At 58.8% G+C, this 16,645-nt stretch carries 16 protein-coding genes and 1 pseudogene; 6 read left to right on the top strand and 11 right to left on the bottom strand.

Annotated elements, in window-relative coordinates; genetic code table 11:
- Positions 1 to 215: 215 nt before the first annotated feature.
- The gene (locus tag A3OQ_RS24490) at positions 216 to 854 is read right to left on the bottom strand and encodes a hypothetical protein (RefSeq protein ID WP_152428464.1); all 639 of its coding nucleotides are present in this window, start codon (positions 852 to 854) and stop codon (positions 216 to 218) included.
- Between the two features lie 15 nt (positions 855 to 869).
- Here A3OQ_RS24490 and A3OQ_RS24710 point away from each other — a divergent pair, with 15 nt between their 5' ends.
- Positions 870 to 1,037 (top strand): hypothetical protein, encoded by a 168-nt coding sequence (locus tag A3OQ_RS24710; RefSeq protein WP_161607344.1) that lies wholly within the window; start codon positions 870 to 872, stop codon positions 1,035 to 1,037.
- 5 nt (positions 1,038 to 1,042) lie between these two features.
- Here the strand turns inward: A3OQ_RS24710 and A3OQ_RS0114245 are convergent, their stop codons facing one another.
- Together A3OQ_RS0114245 and A3OQ_RS0114240 are read right to left on the bottom strand one after the other, a co-directional pair.
- A complete protein-coding gene (locus A3OQ_RS0114245) occupies positions 1,043 to 1,360 on the bottom strand; it encodes a hypothetical protein (RefSeq protein WP_020176081.1) in 318 nt (105 codons plus the stop codon).
- Between the two features lie 113 nt (positions 1,361 to 1,473).
- Positions 1,474 to 2,370 carry an IS1595 family transposase gene (locus A3OQ_RS0114240; RefSeq protein ID WP_020176080.1) on the bottom strand — a complete coding sequence of 299 codons (897 nt, stop codon included), beginning with the start codon at positions 2,368 to 2,370 and terminating at the stop codon, positions 1,474 to 1,476.
- A 213-nt stretch (positions 2,371 to 2,583) separates the two neighbouring features.
- Here A3OQ_RS0114240 and A3OQ_RS0114235 point away from each other — a divergent pair, with 213 nt between their 5' ends.
- A complete protein-coding gene (locus A3OQ_RS0114235) occupies positions 2,584 to 3,441 on the top strand; it encodes a transporter substrate-binding domain-containing protein (protein ID WP_051116043.1) in 858 nt (285 codons plus the stop codon).
- A gap of 2 nt (positions 3,442 to 3,443) precedes the next feature.
- Here A3OQ_RS0114235 and A3OQ_RS24485 read toward each other — a convergent pair.
- The 8 genes and pseudogenes from A3OQ_RS24485 to A3OQ_RS22540 form a co-directional block, all read right to left on the bottom strand.
- Positions 3,444 to 3,521 (bottom strand): annotated as a pseudogene (locus A3OQ_RS24485) (2Fe-2S iron-sulfur cluster-binding protein); the annotation flags it as partial.
- Positions 3,509 to 4,306: an MBL fold metallo-hydrolase gene (locus A3OQ_RS0114230; protein WP_020176078.1), complete on the bottom strand. Its 798-nt coding sequence runs from the start codon at positions 4,304 to 4,306 to the stop codon at positions 3,509 to 3,511. The pseudogene A3OQ_RS24485 and the gene A3OQ_RS0114230, both read right to left, overlap by 13 nt.
- Positions 4,306 to 5,121, bottom strand: a complete 816-nt coding sequence (locus tag A3OQ_RS0114225) for a TatD family hydrolase (protein WP_020176077.1) — start codon at positions 5,119 to 5,121, stop codon at positions 4,306 to 4,308. The genes A3OQ_RS0114230 and A3OQ_RS0114225 overlap by 1 nt, the downstream gene beginning before the upstream one ends.
- A 4-nt stretch (positions 5,122 to 5,125) precedes the next feature.
- Positions 5,126 to 6,682, bottom strand: coding sequence for a methionine--tRNA ligase (gene metG / locus A3OQ_RS0114220; RefSeq protein WP_040581175.1), 1,557 nt, complete (start codon positions 6,680 to 6,682; stop codon positions 5,126 to 5,128).
- A 174-nt stretch (positions 6,683 to 6,856) separates the two neighbouring features.
- Positions 6,857 to 7,951, bottom strand: coding sequence for a DNA polymerase III subunit delta' (locus A3OQ_RS0114215; protein ID WP_020176075.1), 1,095 nt, complete (start codon positions 7,949 to 7,951; stop codon positions 6,857 to 6,859).
- Positions 7,941 to 8,642 (bottom strand): dTMP kinase, encoded by a 702-nt coding sequence (tmk, locus tag A3OQ_RS0114210; RefSeq protein WP_020176074.1) that lies wholly within the window; start codon positions 8,640 to 8,642, stop codon positions 7,941 to 7,943. Before tmk ends, A3OQ_RS0114215 begins: the two co-directional genes overlap by 11 nt.
- Complete coding sequence (locus A3OQ_RS0114205; RefSeq protein WP_020176073.1) at positions 8,639 to 9,805, bottom strand: D-alanyl-D-alanine carboxypeptidase family protein; 1,167 nt, start codon at positions 9,803 to 9,805, stop codon at positions 8,639 to 8,641. The genes tmk and A3OQ_RS0114205 overlap by 4 nt, the downstream gene beginning before the upstream one ends.
- Positions 9,806 to 9,941: 136 nt before the next feature.
- Positions 9,942 to 10,835 (bottom strand): septal ring lytic transglycosylase RlpA family protein, encoded by an 894-nt coding sequence (locus tag A3OQ_RS22540; RefSeq protein ID WP_020176072.1) that lies wholly within the window; start codon positions 10,833 to 10,835, stop codon positions 9,942 to 9,944.
- 453 nt (positions 10,836 to 11,288) lie between these two features.
- On the opposite strand from A3OQ_RS22540, the gene A3OQ_RS0114195 reads away from it, so the two are divergent.
- The 4 genes from A3OQ_RS0114195 to A3OQ_RS22535 all read left to right on the top strand — a co-directional run bounded on the left by A3OQ_RS0114195 (position 11,289) and on the right by A3OQ_RS22535 (position 16,627).
- Entirely contained in the window at positions 11,289 to 11,624 is a 336-nt protein-coding gene (locus tag A3OQ_RS0114195) for a (2Fe-2S) ferredoxin domain-containing protein (protein WP_020176071.1), read from the top strand.
- A gap of 51 nt (positions 11,625 to 11,675) precedes the next feature.
- Entirely contained in the window at positions 11,676 to 12,032 is a 357-nt protein-coding gene (locus tag A3OQ_RS0114190) for a hypothetical protein (RefSeq protein ID WP_020176070.1), read from the top strand.
- Positions 12,033 to 12,405: 373 nt separating this feature from the next.
- Entirely contained in the window at positions 12,406 to 14,211 is a 1,806-nt protein-coding gene (gene xoxF5 / locus A3OQ_RS0114185; protein WP_020176069.1) for a lanthanide-dependent methanol dehydrogenase XoxF5, read from the top strand.
- A 163-nt stretch (positions 14,212 to 14,374) separates the two neighbouring features.
- Positions 14,375 to 16,627: an FAD-dependent oxidoreductase gene (locus A3OQ_RS22535; protein ID WP_040581173.1), complete on the top strand. Its 2,253-nt coding sequence runs from the start codon at positions 14,375 to 14,377 to the stop codon at positions 16,625 to 16,627.
- Positions 16,628 to 16,645: the final 18 nt, after the last annotated feature.

Below are 16,645 nucleotides of genomic sequence, written 5' to 3'. Positions count from 1 at the left end.
TAATCAATATTATGGAACTTAACCCGGCGATTATGCACTTGAGTTAGCAGCTATGATAGATCATGATTTGCCTGTCGATTCTACTGATTCGGAACCGGCTGGCGCGCCCGCAGATGAAATTGAAATCACGCCCGCGATGATCGCGGCGGGCCTTCGTGCGTTTGTATATTGTAACGAAGACTACGGTTCACTAGAGGATGGTATTGTGGCTATCTTCACTGCGATGTATCGAGAAATGGAGATAGGTCTTTAATATAGTCTTTCCCTCTAAGTCGTATATCTAGTAACTTATTGCTGTGTGATATTAAATTAATATATTGTGCGATGGATGACAAAATAAACTTCTGTTTATTTGTTGGGTTTTCAAATTTTCTATCATTGAATATGGTAAGCTTTCCGCATTCAGTTGCTATTTCGCCCGTATCAAATGAAATATTTGCAATAGTATGAGCAAAGGCATTTCTGATGCCTCGAATAAGATCGAGGTTTTTCCGTTCATTTTTGTCAATTAGACCTAGCGCGTAAGCCATCTCTGACCGGTCTGCAAAGCTCGATAGCACTGAGTTTTGCATGTCAAATAAATGGTTCGATTCAACATCTGACAATAATATGAGCCGCGCTTCTAAAAGGTCGCGCAATATTTGAGATAGAGCTGCTCCTGCTATCAGGGCGCAGGCGCGGTCGCTCTCCCCTTGAAGCTCATTAAAATAGGCATCAACATCCATAGGTAATCGGGCGAGATCACGCAAAGACGATTTGACCTGATTTTGCGAGGGTGTGGCCGTCGCAGTCTTTCTCTTTTTCGTTCGTGGTGATGGTTCACGATCTGCGGGTTTGGGTGGACGTTTTCGCATGGAATGCTCGCCGTTATGACAAAGAAACAAAACGAAGAATTTACAGAAAAAGAGATTACGCGCCGCAGTGACGCTACGCTAAAGCGCCTTCTCGCCACGCCGCCGCAGCCTAAGACAAAAGGTTCGGGCAAGCCGAATCCTGCCAAAAAGAAGGGTATGTTCCCCGAGGATAAGCCGAAATGATGGGCTTAATTCGCAGGACCTTCTGGCACTGGTTCGGCCATAAGGATGATGCCATCCAATGCGGCGCGGAGGCTTTTGATAGCCAGCAAGTTTCCTCGAAGATGACCAACGATAACGCGATCGATAATCGCTTTTCCATCTTCGGAAGCCCCGAACAATCTGGCGGCCTCCAAAGTGACTTGGCCTATTCCATTGAGATGACCATAAAAAGGAGCTGCGTCGAAATAGACAAACGGAGCATTCCCGCTCGCTATAGCGGAAATGCCGCCCTGAATGCTCGGAATGCTTTCAACGATCTTGGGAGTATTGGGTTCGTCGGCCATGATGGACTTCCTTGGTTATGGGAAACCAGCAAAGAATGCTGGCTTCCTGTTACCGAGTCCAGTTATGCCGCCGCCTACGCCACTTTAAAAAGGCCTTAGCCTGCCATTTAAAATTAGGCTTGGTGAGGCTGTCGATACGTCAACCGCTTGCCCTCTGCGCCTTTCAAGGCGCGGGCGGCGCGTTCCGCGTCTTCAATATGAACCCTGGAACGGTTGTTATAGCGGAAATCAAACTCGGCCAAATAGCGGTGTAGGTGCTTCTTATCGACGTGCTGATAGGTGCCGACAAGACCGCGCTTAAAGACGGAAAAGAAGCTTTCCAGCGTATTTGTATGTACGTCACCACGCGCCCATTCGTACTTCGAATGATCGACGCTGTGGTGCTGTCCGACCGGCAGCATGTTTTTGTAGGACTGTGAACCGTCAGTCATGAGGTTGCTGGCGAAGTCCAAATGCTCATAGTGAGCCGCGCGAACGGTCGTGTGATCGACCATCGAACGGATTTGGCCGCCGCGTTCAACAAGACTGACAACCTGAATAGGCTTTTCATCCGGCTTGCGGCGCGTCTTAGGAGACTTGCCGAGATATGTTTCGTCCGCCTCAACCGTCTTGCCAGCGCCGCCGATCGGCTCGATTGAGCCGGGCGCGGGAGCCATTGCTTCGCGGATGCGATGGGCGAGAAACCATGCCGTGCGGTAGGAGCCAAGGCCAAGATTGCGCATGAGCTGATGAGCGCTCATGCCCTTTTTGGACGAAGACAAGAGATGAATGGCGAGCAGCCACTTATGCAAAGGGACGTGAGAGCGTTCCATGACGGTGCCGGTGCAGCATGTGAATTTGCCCCGGCAATCGCGGCAAAGGAACATACCAGCCTGCGTCTTGCCGCCCATGCGCATAACGTTCAAGGAACCGCACAACGGGCAGTTCACAGCGTCCGGCCAGCGCGAGGCTTCGATATGTGCGCGGGCGGCGTCTTCGTCATGAAAGCGGATTTCGGAAAGGCTGGTCATGGGTTCAATCTCCAATGACCAAACTATGCCATATCTGAGTTGCTAACTCAAGTGCATAAGAACTCTTAAATAGGCGATGTTTCACTTCACACACCGCGCCTGTTGGCAGGCCGCGCGCTACCGTCGCAGCCCCAGCCGCTGAAATCATATTGTAACACCGCCTGTTCAATCCCGACGCTGGACACATGTCACACGTGGGAGGCGAAATGCGGAATGGGTAGATTCTGTCTATTTTTAAGTATTTTGACAGGCTCCATTTCAGCCTTGGTCGCGCCGCTGCCGTCATTTGCACGCTCGCTCGTCGCCATCCAGGCCAGCGGGACGCTCAAAGTCGGATTGACGGGTGATTACGCGCCCTTTTCCTTCCGCGATTCAAAGGGCGAATACACCGGCGCAGATGTCACGATGGCGATATCGCTGAGCAAAACGCTCGGCCTTAAGCTCGCGATCGTGCAGACGACGTGGAGGACGATCCTGGCCGATCTCGAAGCCGAGCGGTTTGACATCGTCATGGGCGGCGTCAGCGTGACGCCCGATCGGGCTGCCGTCGGCTATTTCTCGGTCCCCGTATTGCTTGACGGCAAACGGCCGATCGTCCGTTGTGCCGACAAGGACCGCTATATCTCTATCGCCTCCATAGACCGCCCCGACGTGCGCGTGGTGGTCCATCCGGGCGGCACGAACGAGCGTTTCGACAGAGCGAATTTTCCGCATGCCCAGATCAGCGAATATCCCGACAACCGGACCATTTACGGCGAGCTTGAGGCCGGTCGCGCCGACGTGATTATGTCCGATGGCGAAATCGTCGACTACGAGTCCCGGCGTCATCCCGGAACGCTTTGCCCGGCAAACGTCGCCGAACCCTTCGATCATTACGCGAAGGCTTATTTGATGAGCCGCGACCTGGAATTGAAGCAGGCCGTCGATGCCTGGGTGGTCCACAGTCTGGACTACGGCCGCTTCAAGCGGGCGCTGGCGGATGCCACAGCCGGGATCAGCGAGGAATGCGGCGTTACACTCGCGCAAGATACGCATGCGCATGCCAAACGCAGGCTCAACCTCCGGCGTTAGCAGCGACGCTCCACAAGGACGGTGCAAGCGCCGCACTGGCCATGGTCACAGCCTTTCTTCGTCCCGGTCAAATCGAAATGCGCATGCCGTCATAGGCCGGTTCGATATTTTCCGGCAATTGCGCGCGCAGCGCCTCGAAATCGAGATCGGTGTGAAGGTTCGTCAGGATCGCATGGCGCGGTTTCAGCCGCGCGATCCAGTCGAGCGTTTCGGCCAGACAGAAATGCGTCGGATGCGGCTTGTAGCGCAAGGCATCGACGATCCAGAGATCGAGACCTTCGAGAAAGCCGACGCTTTCCGGCGGAATCGCGTTGACATCGGGCGAATAGGCAATGTCGCCGATGCGAAAGCCGAGCGCGTCGATCTCGCCATGTTCGAGCCGGAACGGCAGGAAGGACATCGGCCCGCCCTTGCCCTCGATGATGCAAGGATGCCCGGCGTTGAGCCTATGTTCGTTGAGCAGCGCCGGATATTGGCTGCCGGCCGGCGTCTCGAAAATATAGCCGAAGCTGCCGCGCACGACAGCGGACGTCACCGCGTCCATATGCACGTCGAGCTTGCGATGCGCCATGATCACCAAAGGCCTGATGTCGTCGATCCCGTGCGTATGATCGGCGTGCTGATGCGTCAGCAGGATCGCATCGAGATGGGTGATGTTCTGGCCGATCAATTGCTCGCGCAGATCAGGCCCCATGTCGATCAGGACTTGAGTCAGGCCACCTTCCGCTCCGGTTTGTTCCAGGAAGATCGAGCAGCGGCGGCGGCGGTTTTTAGGATTGGCTGGATCGCAGGCACCCCAGCCCTGGCCGACACGCGGCACGCCGCCCGATGAGCCGCAGCCAAGGATGGTGATGGCGAGGCTCATCAGGCCGCCGCCTCCGCGCCCTTGACCTCGAAGCCGGCGGGCGCCGGCATTTTCGAAAAAAGCCGCAGCACATTGGCCGTGGTCGCAGCCGCGATCTCGGCCTCGCTCACGCCTTTGACCGAGGCTAAAACCTTCGCCGTCTCGACGACATAGGCCGGCTCGTTGCGCTTGCCGCGATAGGGCTGCGGCGCCAGGAACGGCGCATCGGTCTCGACCAGCAGCCGGTCGAGCGGCACTTTTTGCGCGATGGCGCGCAGCTCGTCGGATTTCTTGAAGGTCAAGACACCCGAGAAGGAGATCGAGAGACCAAGCTCGACACCCACCTCCGCGAGCCTCGCGGACGAGGTGAAGCAATGGAGCAGCGCCTTGAAAGCCCCCTTCCCCATCTCGTCGGTCAGGATCGCCGCCATGTCGTCATCGGCATCGCGTGAATGAATGACGAGAGGCAGACCGGTCGCGCGGGCAGCCGCAATATGCGTCCGAAATACCCGATGCGCGACATCGCGCGGCGCGAGATCGTAATGATAATCGAGCCCCGCTTCGCCGAGACCGACGCATTTTGGATGCTTGGCCAGGGCGACGAGCTGCTCCACCGAGACCTCGGGATCGCGATGCGCTTCGAGCGGATGCGTGCCGAGCGTGCAATAGACCGGATCATAAGCCTCGGCGATGCCGGAGATCGTGGCGAAGGCATCGACGCGCGTCGAGATCGTGATCATGCGCGCCAGACCCGCCGCCTGCGCGCGCGCAACCACGGCATCGCGCTCGGGCGCGAAATCCGGAAAATCCAAATGGCAGTGCGAATCGATCAACATAGGTTCAAGCCTTAGTTTCTTCTTCCGGCTCTATATAGCGCGGGAAGATAGGCGCCGGAGACGGCAATTCGACGCCCGATTTGAGACCGCCGACGCGTTCGGCCTCGGCAAAATTGCGGGATTCCGGCGGGACGGCCAGAAGATCCAAAAGCTTCTCCATCGCCTCCGGCGTGAATGGCAAAGCCATGATCGCCAGGATGCGCAAGACCTCCGCCGTCACATAGAGGATCGTGTCCCGGCGCGGCAGGTCGGTCTTCTTCTTCCACGGCTCCTCGGCGGCGAAATAGCGGTTCGCCTCGGCGACGACCCGCCAGATCTCGGCAAGCACGAGATGCAGCGCGTAATCCTGCATCAAGGTGCGGGCCTTTCCCGGAAGTGCCGCGGCTTGATCCAGCAAAGCCCGGTCGGCCTCCGAAAAATCGCTCGGCACTGGCAACTTCGACCCGCAATTCTTGCCGATCATCGACAAGGACCGCTGCGCCAGATTGCCGATGTCATTGGCGAGATCGGCGTTGATGCGATTGACGATCGCTTCATGCGAATAATTGCCGTCCTGCCCGAAGGGCACTTCGCGCAGGAAGAAATAGCGCAAAGGATCGGTGCCATAACGCTCGACGAGATCATGCGGGCCGATGACATTGCCGACCGACTTCGACATTTTCTCGCCGCGGTTGAACAGAAACCCGTGCACGACGATCCGCTTCGGTAAAGGCAGATTGGCGGACATCAAAAACGCTGGCCAGAAGATCGCGTGAAAGCGTGTGATATCCTTGCCGATCACATGCGCATCGGCCGGCCAGAATTTGGCCCGCGGCGCAGCGGCGTCGGGGAAGCCCGTGCCTGTAATATAGTTCGTCAGCGCGTCGACCCAAACATACATGATGTGTTTTGGATCGCCCGGCACTGGAATGCCCCAGTCGAAGGTCGAGCGGCTGATCGAGAGATCGGTCAGGCCGCGCTCGACGAAGGCGATCACCTCATTGCGGTAATGCTCCGGCGTGATGAAATCCGGATGCTGGGCGTAGTGCGCCAGCAATCTCTCCTGATAGGCCGAGAGCTTGAAATAATAGCTCTCCTCCTCGACCCATTCGACCGGCGCGCCGGAAGGCGCAATCCGCGTTCCGTCCGGCTGGAGCGTCAGTTCGGTCTCGTCGAAGAAGGCTTCGTCGCGCACCGAATACCAGCCGGGATATTTCGAGAGATAGATGTCGCCGGCCGCCGCCATACGGGTCCAGATTTCCTGCGCGGCGGCGTAGTGGCGAGGCTGCGTCGTGCGCACGATATCGTCGGCGCGCGCATTCAGCTCTTCGCCCATGGCTTCGAATTGCGCCGCCGTGCGGTCAGCCAATTGCTGCGGCGTGATCCCTTCCTTTGCCGCCGTCTGCTGCATTTTCTGACCATGCTCGTCCATGCCGGTAACGAACAATGTGTCGTAGCCGTCGAGCCGCTTGAAGCGCGCAATGGCGTCTGTCGCGATCCGCTCATAGGCATGGCCTATATGCGGCGCGCCATTGGCATAAGGAATTGCGGTCGTGATGTAGAATTGCGGGCGCGTGGACATGGTTTTTCTCATACCGCCCTCGCCCTTCGAGACGCCGCTTTCAGCGGCTCCTCAGGGTGAGGACCAGGGGATTTGGAAAAGCCCTCATCCTGAGGACTTACATCCCAAGCCGCGGACGGCTTGGGATGTAAGTGTCTCGAAGGAGAGGGCTTCCTACAGCCTATATATAGGCGGCTAGACCAGGCTGGTCCGGGCCGCCGCCGCGAGATCGGCAAAGATCGACAGAACCAGGGGGCGCTTGTCGAGATTGAGCACCTCGGTCTCGCGCGCCGCCTCGGCGACTTTTTCCCATACCTCCGCCAGAGGTGCAAGGCGCTTGCCGGAGCCCGCCTCGCCCGTCTCCGCCCGCGCTTTGACGGTCTCGTCGAGCCAATCGATGATGGTAATCATCAAAGTTTCATAATCCGCGAGGCCGTCGCGCCCGGCAATCTGATCGGCGAGCGCGTGAACGGCCTGCCAATCGAGCTGCGGCAAAGCCTCGAGCATCCTGCGGATCTGGCCGTCGAAAGCGCCGCCGCTGCCGGAGAGCAGCCGCAAAGCATCGTGCAGCGAACCCTGGGCCCGTGCCGCGGCCTCGGCGCGTTCTTCGGGCGCGGTCCCCGTCCAAGGCGGCCCAAGCCCATCCAAAATCTGCACAATCGAGGTCGCGGAGAGGGGCTTCAGCAAAATCCGACGGCAGCGCGAGCGGATCGTCGGCAACAGACTGTCCGGACGATGCGAAACGATCAGAAACAGCGATTTCGGCGGCGGCTCTTCGATCGTCTTCAAGAGCGCATTGGCGCCGGAGCGGTTCAGATCTTCGGCGCTGTCGACGATGCAGATGCGATAACCGCCCGCGCCTGCCGCCTGCTGGAACAGATGGATCACGCCGCGCACATCCTCGGTGCGGATTTCGGAGAAGAACTTCTTGGTCTTCTCGTTCCACTCCCGCCGCAAAAGTACGAGGTCGGTATGGGACAGAGCGGCCAATTGCCGGGCCGCAGGATGCTCCGGCGGCACCCACAGATTTTCGGCCGCTTGAACCTCAGGCGCGGCAGGATTTGGATGCGCGAGCAGAAACCGCGCGACGCGCCACGCCAATGTGGCTTTGCCTATTCCCGCCGGGCCGCCGAGGATGATCGCCTGCGGCAAAGCATTCGCCTGATAGGCTTTGAGTATATCTTGCTCGGCTTCGGCCTGGCCGATGAGATCATAGGTGTCGCGCGGATGCGGGCATTCTGCGACCGCATCCGATTCCGGCAGGGATTCGATGGCCCCTCTAGGCGCCATGTCCGGCGTCTCTTTCCGCTTCGACCAGACGCAGGCGCGGCAAAAGCCTGTCTGAAATCGCAGCCCAGATCGCCTCGGTCACTTCGCTCTGGCTGCGTTGCGCATCGATGATGACGCAGCGCTTCGGCTCGGCTTTGGCGATGGCCAGAAAGGCGGCGCGCAAGCTCTCATGGAATTGCAGGTCCTCCTGCTCGAACCGGTCGGCCTCGCCCGCCCCGCCCCGTCGCGCTTTAGCGCGTGCAAGGCCAACGTCGGCGGGCAGGTCGAGGATCAAGGTCAAGTCTGGCAGGAGATCGCCGAGCGTGACGCGTTCGAGCGCGCTCAGAAAGCGCGGATCGAGTTTTCCAAGCGCGCCCTGATAGGCTCTAGTCGAGTCGAGAAAGCGATCGCAAACGACCCAGGTGCCTTTGGCGAGCGCGGGCTCGATCAGGCAATCGACATGATCGATGCGGGCGGCCGAAAACAAAATCGCCTCGGCCTTGGGGCCGAGATGTTTGAGTTGTCCCGAGAGCAATATCTCGCGCAGGGTTTCGGCGCCCGGCGAGCCGCCCGGCTCGCGCGTCGCAAGCGCATCGATCTGCAGCGCTTTCAATTTTTCGACGATGACTTGAAGCTGCGTCGACTTGCCGGCCCCTTCCCCGCCCTCAAGCGTAATGAAGGAGCCGCGTCCGCCCGTCTGCATCAGGCTCATTTTTTCTCAACATAATGGCGAAACAGGATGGTCGCATATTCCCATCCGGCGTCCATGGCGCGATGCGGCAGCGATCCTTGCGTGACGCTTTCGGCTGTTCGCAATGGAACGTCCAAAATGACGGAGGCCCCGCGCGAGATCTTGAGGCGAGCAACTTCCTTGTCGGCTTCGACGGGCGCGACGAGCGGGCCCGTATAGACGATCTTGCCGGTCAAGCGTTCGGAGCTTTCGCGCGGCAGCAAGACGCGGATCGGCGTTTCCGAAATCAGCGGCACGTCTTCGGAGGTTCCGCCAAAGACGCGCGCGTAGCCAACGGTCTCGCCCTTGGCGAAGATCGTCTTCGGCTCGAAACTGCGAAAGCCCCAAAGCAGGATCTTGCGCGCCTCCTCCGAGCGTTCCTTGGCGTTCTTCGCGCCATAGATCGCGACGATCAGGCGCTGGCCATTTTCGACGGCGGAGCCGACCAATCCATAGCCGCTATTATCAATGTTGCCGGTCTTCAATCCGTCCGCGCCAATGTTCAGCGCAAGGAGCGGATTGCGGTTCGGCTGCTTGATCTTGTTCCAGAGGAATTCCTTCTCGCCGAAATATTTGTAGAGATCGGGATAGGTCTCGATCACATGATCGGCGAGCAACGCCATCTCGCGCGCCGTGACTTTTTGCTCGGGATCGCCGCGGCCCCAGGCATTGGTGAAGACGAGATGCGGCAGGTTGAGCTCTTGCGCGCGCCGGTTCATCAGAGTCGCGAAAGCACCTTCCGATCCAGCGACGCCTTCGGCCAGCGCGATCGCCGCGTCATTGCCGGAATCGATCACAAGCCCGCGGATCAGATCCTCGATCGAGACTTGGCTGTTCAGCGACGCGAACATGCTGGAGCCACGGCTGGGCGCGCCGCCAGTCCGCCAGGCATTCTCGCTGATCGTGAATTCGTCTGTGAGTTTCAGCCGGCCTTCGGCGATTTCCTTGAAGACCAGTTCGGCTGTCATGACCTTCGCGGTCGAGGCTGGGGTCTCCGGCTCGTCGGCGTTTTTCTCGAAAAGCACCGTGCGGGTTTCAGCGTCGATCAATATGGCCGAAGGCACGCTTGTCTGCAGCGCTTCCGCCAGAGTGAGCTCCGGGACGGACGCAAGGGCCAGCGTAAGGAGCAAAAGCCAAGGTTTCATGGGAGGATCATGCCCTCCGGCGCGGGATCAATCAACCATGGCGCGCGTTTTGTCGGTGAGATCGCAAAAGAGGCTTAAGAGGATGTCTCGCGCATGATCCTTTTGCGAAAAGTCTGCAGCTTTTCGGGATGATGCGTCAGCGATAGGCGGTCTTGCCGGGGCCGGAGATCTGCGATCCGGCGCCAGGAATCGTGCCGAGGTCAAAGGGCCGCGACGGCGGGATCGGCGCGGTGCCCGCAAAGGGCTTGCCGGGCGGCGCCACCGCCTCCTCCGCCATCTCGTTCAAGGCTTGGCGATCATTCGACGGCGGAACCGCGGCCGTGCGCGCCTGCGGTACGGAAGGGTCGATCGACGCGACGCGCTGCGGCTGAGCCTCAGCCACCATGGTCGCCGGAATATCGCTCTTGCCGTCGAAACTCGCGGGCTTGCCGTCGAGCCGCAAGGTTGCCAGCAATTTGCGGTCGTCCGACCCCTTGAGTCCGGCCGGTCCGATATATTCGACCTTGACCATGGTCGTGCCCGAGCGGCGGAAATCCAGCGCATCGGCGACGCCGCGCGACACATCCATCAGACGGCCAGGCGCGAAAGGTCCGCGATCGTTGACGCGCACGATCATCGAATGCGCATTGCGCAGATTGGTGACGCGGGCATAGCTCGGCAAAGGCATGGTCGGATGCGCGGCCGAGAAGGAATCGCGGTCATAAACCTCGCCATTGGCGGTCCGCCGGCCATGGAAGGCATCCCCATACCAGGAGGCCAAGCCGGTTGCCGCATAATGCTTCTTCTCGGCCGGATAATAGGTTTGCCCGGCCACCGTATAGGGCTTGCCGACGAGATATTGACCACCGCCGCGCGGCACCGGCTGGCCGTCCGCGACGACACGCTCGCTCGCTGCGCCATAGATCGACGACGGAAAATATTCTTTGGAATGCGCGAATTGCTGCGGCTGCTGTGCGCAACCGGCGAAGCCTAGACCTGCGATGCCGAGACAGGCTGCGGCAAATCCCGGTTTAAGGAAAGGATCCGTCACAAGATCGCCGCGGGATGCAAGTCGTTGGAATATCGAGTCCTGAAGCCTCGATGCCCAGCATTGCCCACGCAACAGCCACCCTGTTCGCATTCACTCAACCCCCGCCACACAGGCTTTGCCACAAGTGTGCACTCTTATTTTGCCACGGCGCACTTGCTAAAATCTTAATGAATCAGCGCCCTGACGCATCTGCTTTTGTGCAGCTTCCGCCCAAATCGGCCCAAAATGCGGCTTCGATCCGACGATCGAAGCCGGAACCTACCTTAGCAATAACAAAAAACTTACCCAAATCAAAGCATGCGTCCCGAAAGCCACAGTGAGGCTAAATCGGGATGCTGCGACCATAAGGATATGGCAAGCGCTTTGCTGAGGATGTGCCGGTCCACTAAAGCGATATATGTATCCATATCGAGTGGCTTGGACTGACTTGCGGGACAGAGCTAGGTCGAGACGATGGCCATCAAAGATATATTCGACCGTCCCGCCGCGCCGCGCCGCCTGCTTCTATGCACCGGCCCCTGCTGCGATCAGAAGGGCGAAGCGACAGAGCTGCTGACAGCCTTGCGGGCGCGTCTCCAGGCGGCACGGCTCGACCAGGAGATCGTTGGCGAGGCCTCTTGCGTGCGCCGTTCGTGCCTTGGCAAATGCAGCGGCGAACCGCTCGCCTATGTCCATCCGGACGATGTCTGGTATCATGATCTATCGGTCGATACCCTGTTGACGATCCTGCGCGATCACGTGCAGGACCATCGCCCCGTGGCGGAATTTGTCCTGGAAGATGACGGCTAAAGCCCGCGCAAAAAAATTCTAAAGCGGAACAAACTTCGAAAGTCTCCGGCCTTGGCGCGGCTCATCATCGTTGAAACAGAAAACGGCACGCTTGGACCTTGGAATGGTCCCTTCACGATCGAAGCCGAAGATTTAGACCTTCCGCATGTCGTCACCGCCTATGTGATGACCGTGGTCAATGGCGTCTCGTCCTATAATAAAAAGGCTTGGGAGGAATCGAGCCTGCTGCGCTCCTACGCGGTCGAATGTTTCGAGGAGATCCGTGAGGATGCCCCCGAGGCCGGGCAGCTCCTCGAAAATCTGGAAGTCGATCTCTCCCGCATGCCTGCGCCATTGCGCGAACACGCGATGTGGAAATTGCATCGCGCGATCTTGGCCTGCCTGCCCGGAATGACCTTTATCGAATGATCGCGCGTCCTGCCGGTTTGGCTGCGGCGATTGCCCTCTGCGTCAATTCGGATCAGTGACCTGAGCCGATTTCAGCGGAATATCAGCCACATGCAGCGCGAGCGGCATCGAGTCTTGCCGGGTCTACCGACTCAGCGGCGCACACTTAGTATTCGTCTCTTCGATTTGAATAGAGGTAACGAATAATTTAATATTACACGGCGTCATAGTAGTTTTTATTCGTCGGATCAATACAGCTTTCTTAGTTTAGACTTCTTAAATTCTTAGCTTATTCACAAATATGTGACATTTGTATTTTTGCGAACCTCTCTGGCATGCGATATGGCAAAGCCGTTCTTCGGAAATGCTTCGAAAAGCAGCCTAGGAGAGGATAATGATCAAGCATATACCGATCGCTTGCGCCACGGCCGCCCTATTGGCCACGGCTCCGGCCTTTGCGAATGAAGACCTCATAAAACTGTCGCAGAACCCTAAGGATTGGGTGATGCCGGCCGGCGATTATGCGTCGCAGCGCTATACGACGCTGAAGCAGATCACGCCCGAAAACGTGAAGCATCTCACGCCGGCCTGGACCTTCTCGACCGGCGTTCTGCGCGGCCATGAAGGCGGCCCGCTCGTCTTGGGCGATGTGATGTATGTCCACACGCCTTTTCCCAATATCGTCTATGCGCTCGATCTCAACAACGAGGGCCGTATCCTCTGGAAATATGAGCCGAAGCAGGATCCGAACGTCATTCCGGTGATGTGCTGCGATACGGTGAACCGCGGTCTCGCCTATGGCGACGGCAAGATCTTCCTTTATCAGGCAGATACCACGCTCGTCGCGCTCGATGCCAAGACGGGCGACGTTAAATGGTCGATCAAGAATGGCGATCCGAGCAAAGGTCAGACCGGCACCTCGGCGCCTTACGTCGTGAAGGACAAGGTCCTCGTTGGCATTTCCGGCGGCGAATATGGCGTGCGCGGCTATCTCAGCGCCTATGACATCAAGGGCGGCAAGCTTGCATGGCGCGCCTTCTCGACCGGCCCGGACAATGAGATGCTGCTCGACCCCGAGAAAACGACCGCACTCGGCAAGCCGCTCGGCAAGGATTCAAGCCTGTCCTCCTGGGAGGGCGAGCAATGGAAGACCGGCGGTGGCGACACATGGGGATGGATCTCTTACGATCCGGCTTTGAACCTCATCTATTACGGCACAGGCAATCCATCGACTTGGAACCCCGCGCAGCGTCCTGGCGACAATAAATGGTCGCTGTCGATCTTCGCCCGCGACGCGGATACGGGCGTCGCGAAATGGGTCTATCAAATGACCCCGCATGACGAATGGGACTATGACGGTATCAACGAAATGATCCTCACGGATCAGAAGTTCGATGGCAAGGACCGCAAGCTTCTCACGCATTTCGATCGCAACGGCTTCGGCTACACACTCGATCGTACCAATGGCGAGTTGCTCGTCGCGCAGAAATACGATCCGGCGGTGAATTGGGCCTCGTCGATCGATCTCGACAAGAAGAGCCCCAATTACGGCAAGCCGATCCGCGTCAAACAATATTCGACGCAAGGCAATGGCGAGGACGTGAATACCAAGGGCGTCTGCCCGGCGGCGCTCGGCTCTAAGGACGAGCAGCCCGCCGCTTTCTCCCCGGTGACGCAACTCTTCTACGCACCGACCAACCATGTCTGCATGGACTATGAGCCCTTCCATGTGAGCTACACGGCGGGCCAGCCTTATGTCGGCGCCACTCTGTCGATGTTCCCACCGCCCGGCGATCGGAACATGGGCAATTTCATCGCCTGGGATAACATCAAGGGCAAGATCGTCTGGGCCGACAAGGAACAATTCTCGGTCTGGTCGGGCGCGCTCGCGACGTCGACCGGTGTTGTCTTCTACGGCACGCTCGAAGGCTATCTGAAGGCCGTCGACGCCAAGACCGGCAAGGAACTCTATAAGTTCAAGACGCCATCGGGCATCATCGGCAATGTGAATGCCTACGAACACGATGGGAAAGAATATATCGCCGTGCTGTCGGGCGTCGGCGGCTGGGCCGGCATCGGCCTCGCGGCCGGCCTGTCGAAAGGCACGGACGGCCTCGGCGCGGTCGGCGGTTATGCGGCTCTGTCGAATTATACCGCGCTCGGCGGTCAGCTTACGGTCTTCGCACTGCCCAATCCGTAACGCTCGCCTTCGTTCAGAGCCTTCTAAAAAAGTTGGAGCCGCCTTCAAAGGCGGCTCCAATCGTTTTGAGGCTCAGGCTTCATCGCGCAGGTTTCATATCCGTGCAAAGAGCATGGTGATAGGCTTCCGCCGGGCGCCTTGGCCGCGCATGAAGGAGAGCTTTATGACAACGCGGAACATTGACCACCTCCTGATCGGAGGCGGAGTCGCCAGCGCGGTCGCCGCCGAAGTGCTCCGGCTCGAAGGCGCAGCGGGCTCGATTCTGATTTTGTCGGCCGAGAGTCTGCTGCCCTATTACCGGCCGCCGCTCTCCAAACAGTTTCTGGTCGGCAAGCGGGACGAAGCGCAACTCCTCGTTCATCCGGCGAGCTTCTATCGCGAGCAGAACATCGAAGTCGCGCTGAACACCAAGGCCATCGCGGTCGATCCTGTTGCGCAGACCGTGATGACCGCGGCGCTTGAGCAAATCCATTATGAGAGCCTTTTGATCGCGACCGGGGCGAGCCCAACGCGCCTTTCGGTTCCGGGAGCGACGCTGCCCGGCGTGCTTTATTTACGGACCGCCGCGGACAGCGAAGCGATCCGGCGCGAGGTCGCAGCAGGTGCGAAACGGGCCGTCGTGCTTGGCGCGAGCTTCCTCGGCATGGAAATCGCCATGTCTCTCATGGAGCTTGGCGTGCATGTCACGATCATAGAACGGGGTGGTCTTGTCCTCCCGCATCTCGAAGCGCCGACCATCAGCGAATATTTCAGACAGCATGTGGAGGCTAAAGGCGCCTCCATGCTGCTTTACGATGCGCCCGTCGCGCTGCACGGCCCGGACCGGGTGCGCGAGGTCGAGACCCGGTCAGGACAGCGCCTGCCCTGCGATATGGTCGTGGTCAATATTGGCGTGACGCCCGCGACCGAGTTCCTGGAGGGAAGCGGCATCCACTTGTATGAAGGCCTCGTCGTCGTCGACGACATGCTGCGGACAAATGTGCCGCATGTCTTCGCCGCGGGCGATGTGACGAGCTTCTACGATCCGGTTTTCACGATGCGCCGCCATATCGAACATTTGGACAGCGCCGCGAAGCAAGGGCGCCTCGCCGCTAAAAACATGCTCGGCCGCCGGCAATGCTATGATGAGGTCTCTTATTTTTTCTGCGACATCGGCGACATCAGCTTCAACGTTCTAGGTGCGCCAGAAAAGGCAAGCGAGCGGATTGCCAGAGGCGCGCTCGATGCGCATTCCTACGCCCTTTTCTATCTCAAGGACGATGTGCTGCGGGCGCTGTTCTCGATCGGCCGCCCGGCTGAAGAAACCAGAAAGGCCGAAGGACTTATAAGATACCGTGCCAATATTCTGCCGATCAAGGAACATCTGCACGATCAAGACTTCGCGCTTGACCGGATCCCGCCGCAGACCGTGCTGATCCTGCAAGGCGGCGGCGCGCTCGGGGCTTTCGAATGCGGAGTGGTGAAGGCGCTCGAAGAGGAGCGGATTTTTCCCGATATCGTCGCCGGCATTTCGATCGGCGCTTTGAACGGCGCGATCATCGCCGGCAATCCGCATCACGCAACGCAAGCTCTCGAAGCCTTCTGGGCGGAGCTCGCGGTCTCGACGCATTTCGGGCCGTTTCGTGAAGCGAACCGCGCCGCGACTTCGATGGAAATTCTCATGTTCGGTGTGCCGAATTTCTTCAAGCCGCGATGGTTGCCGTCATTCTTCGGCCCGGTGACCTCGCCGTCGAGCTGGACCAGCTATTACGACACCACGCCGATGAAGACGCTGATCTCAAAATATGTCGACTTCCCCAAATTGAAGGCGAGCCCCGTCCGCCTGCTGGTGGGTGCCGTCAATGTGACGACGGCCGAACTCGAAGTCTTCGACAGCTATGTCGATGATCTGACGCCCGACCATGTGCTCGCCAGCGGCAGTCTGCCGCCGGGTTTTCCGTGGACGATCATCGACGGAAAAGCCTATTGGGATGGCGGTATCATCAGCAATTCGCCGCTCGATATTGTCGTCGATCGCTGCGGGCCGGACGGAAAGCGCGTCTTCATCGTCGATCTCTTCGCCGGGCAGCGGCCATTGCCGACGAATATGATGGAGGTCATGGCGCGGCGTGACGAGATCGTTTACTCGGAACGCGTTCGAAGCGATCTTCGCTTTCGCGAGACGGTCAGAGCCTATCGCTGGCTGGTCGAAGGTCTGCTGAACTATGTCGATCCGGCGGAACTCGCGAAGATCAAGCAGCGCCCGTTGTTTATCGAACTGATGGGCGATGGCGTGGCGACGACGATCACGCGGTTCATCCGCGCCGGCACGACCGGTGAACCGTCCTCGCGCGACTACGACTTCTCGGACACGGCGATCAGGACCAATCAGTGCGACGGATATGAGCTCGTCAAGAAGACGCTCGCAGGCGAGTGACGGTCTTCGAGCCGGTCC

This window comes from Methyloferula stellata AR4 (genome assembly GCF_000385335.1).
Classification (GTDB): Bacteria; Pseudomonadota; Alphaproteobacteria; order Rhizobiales; family Beijerinckiaceae; genus Methyloferula; species Methyloferula stellata.
Note: the sequence above shows the minus strand (reverse complement) of the source record. Positions and strands in the feature narration are given on the sequence as shown.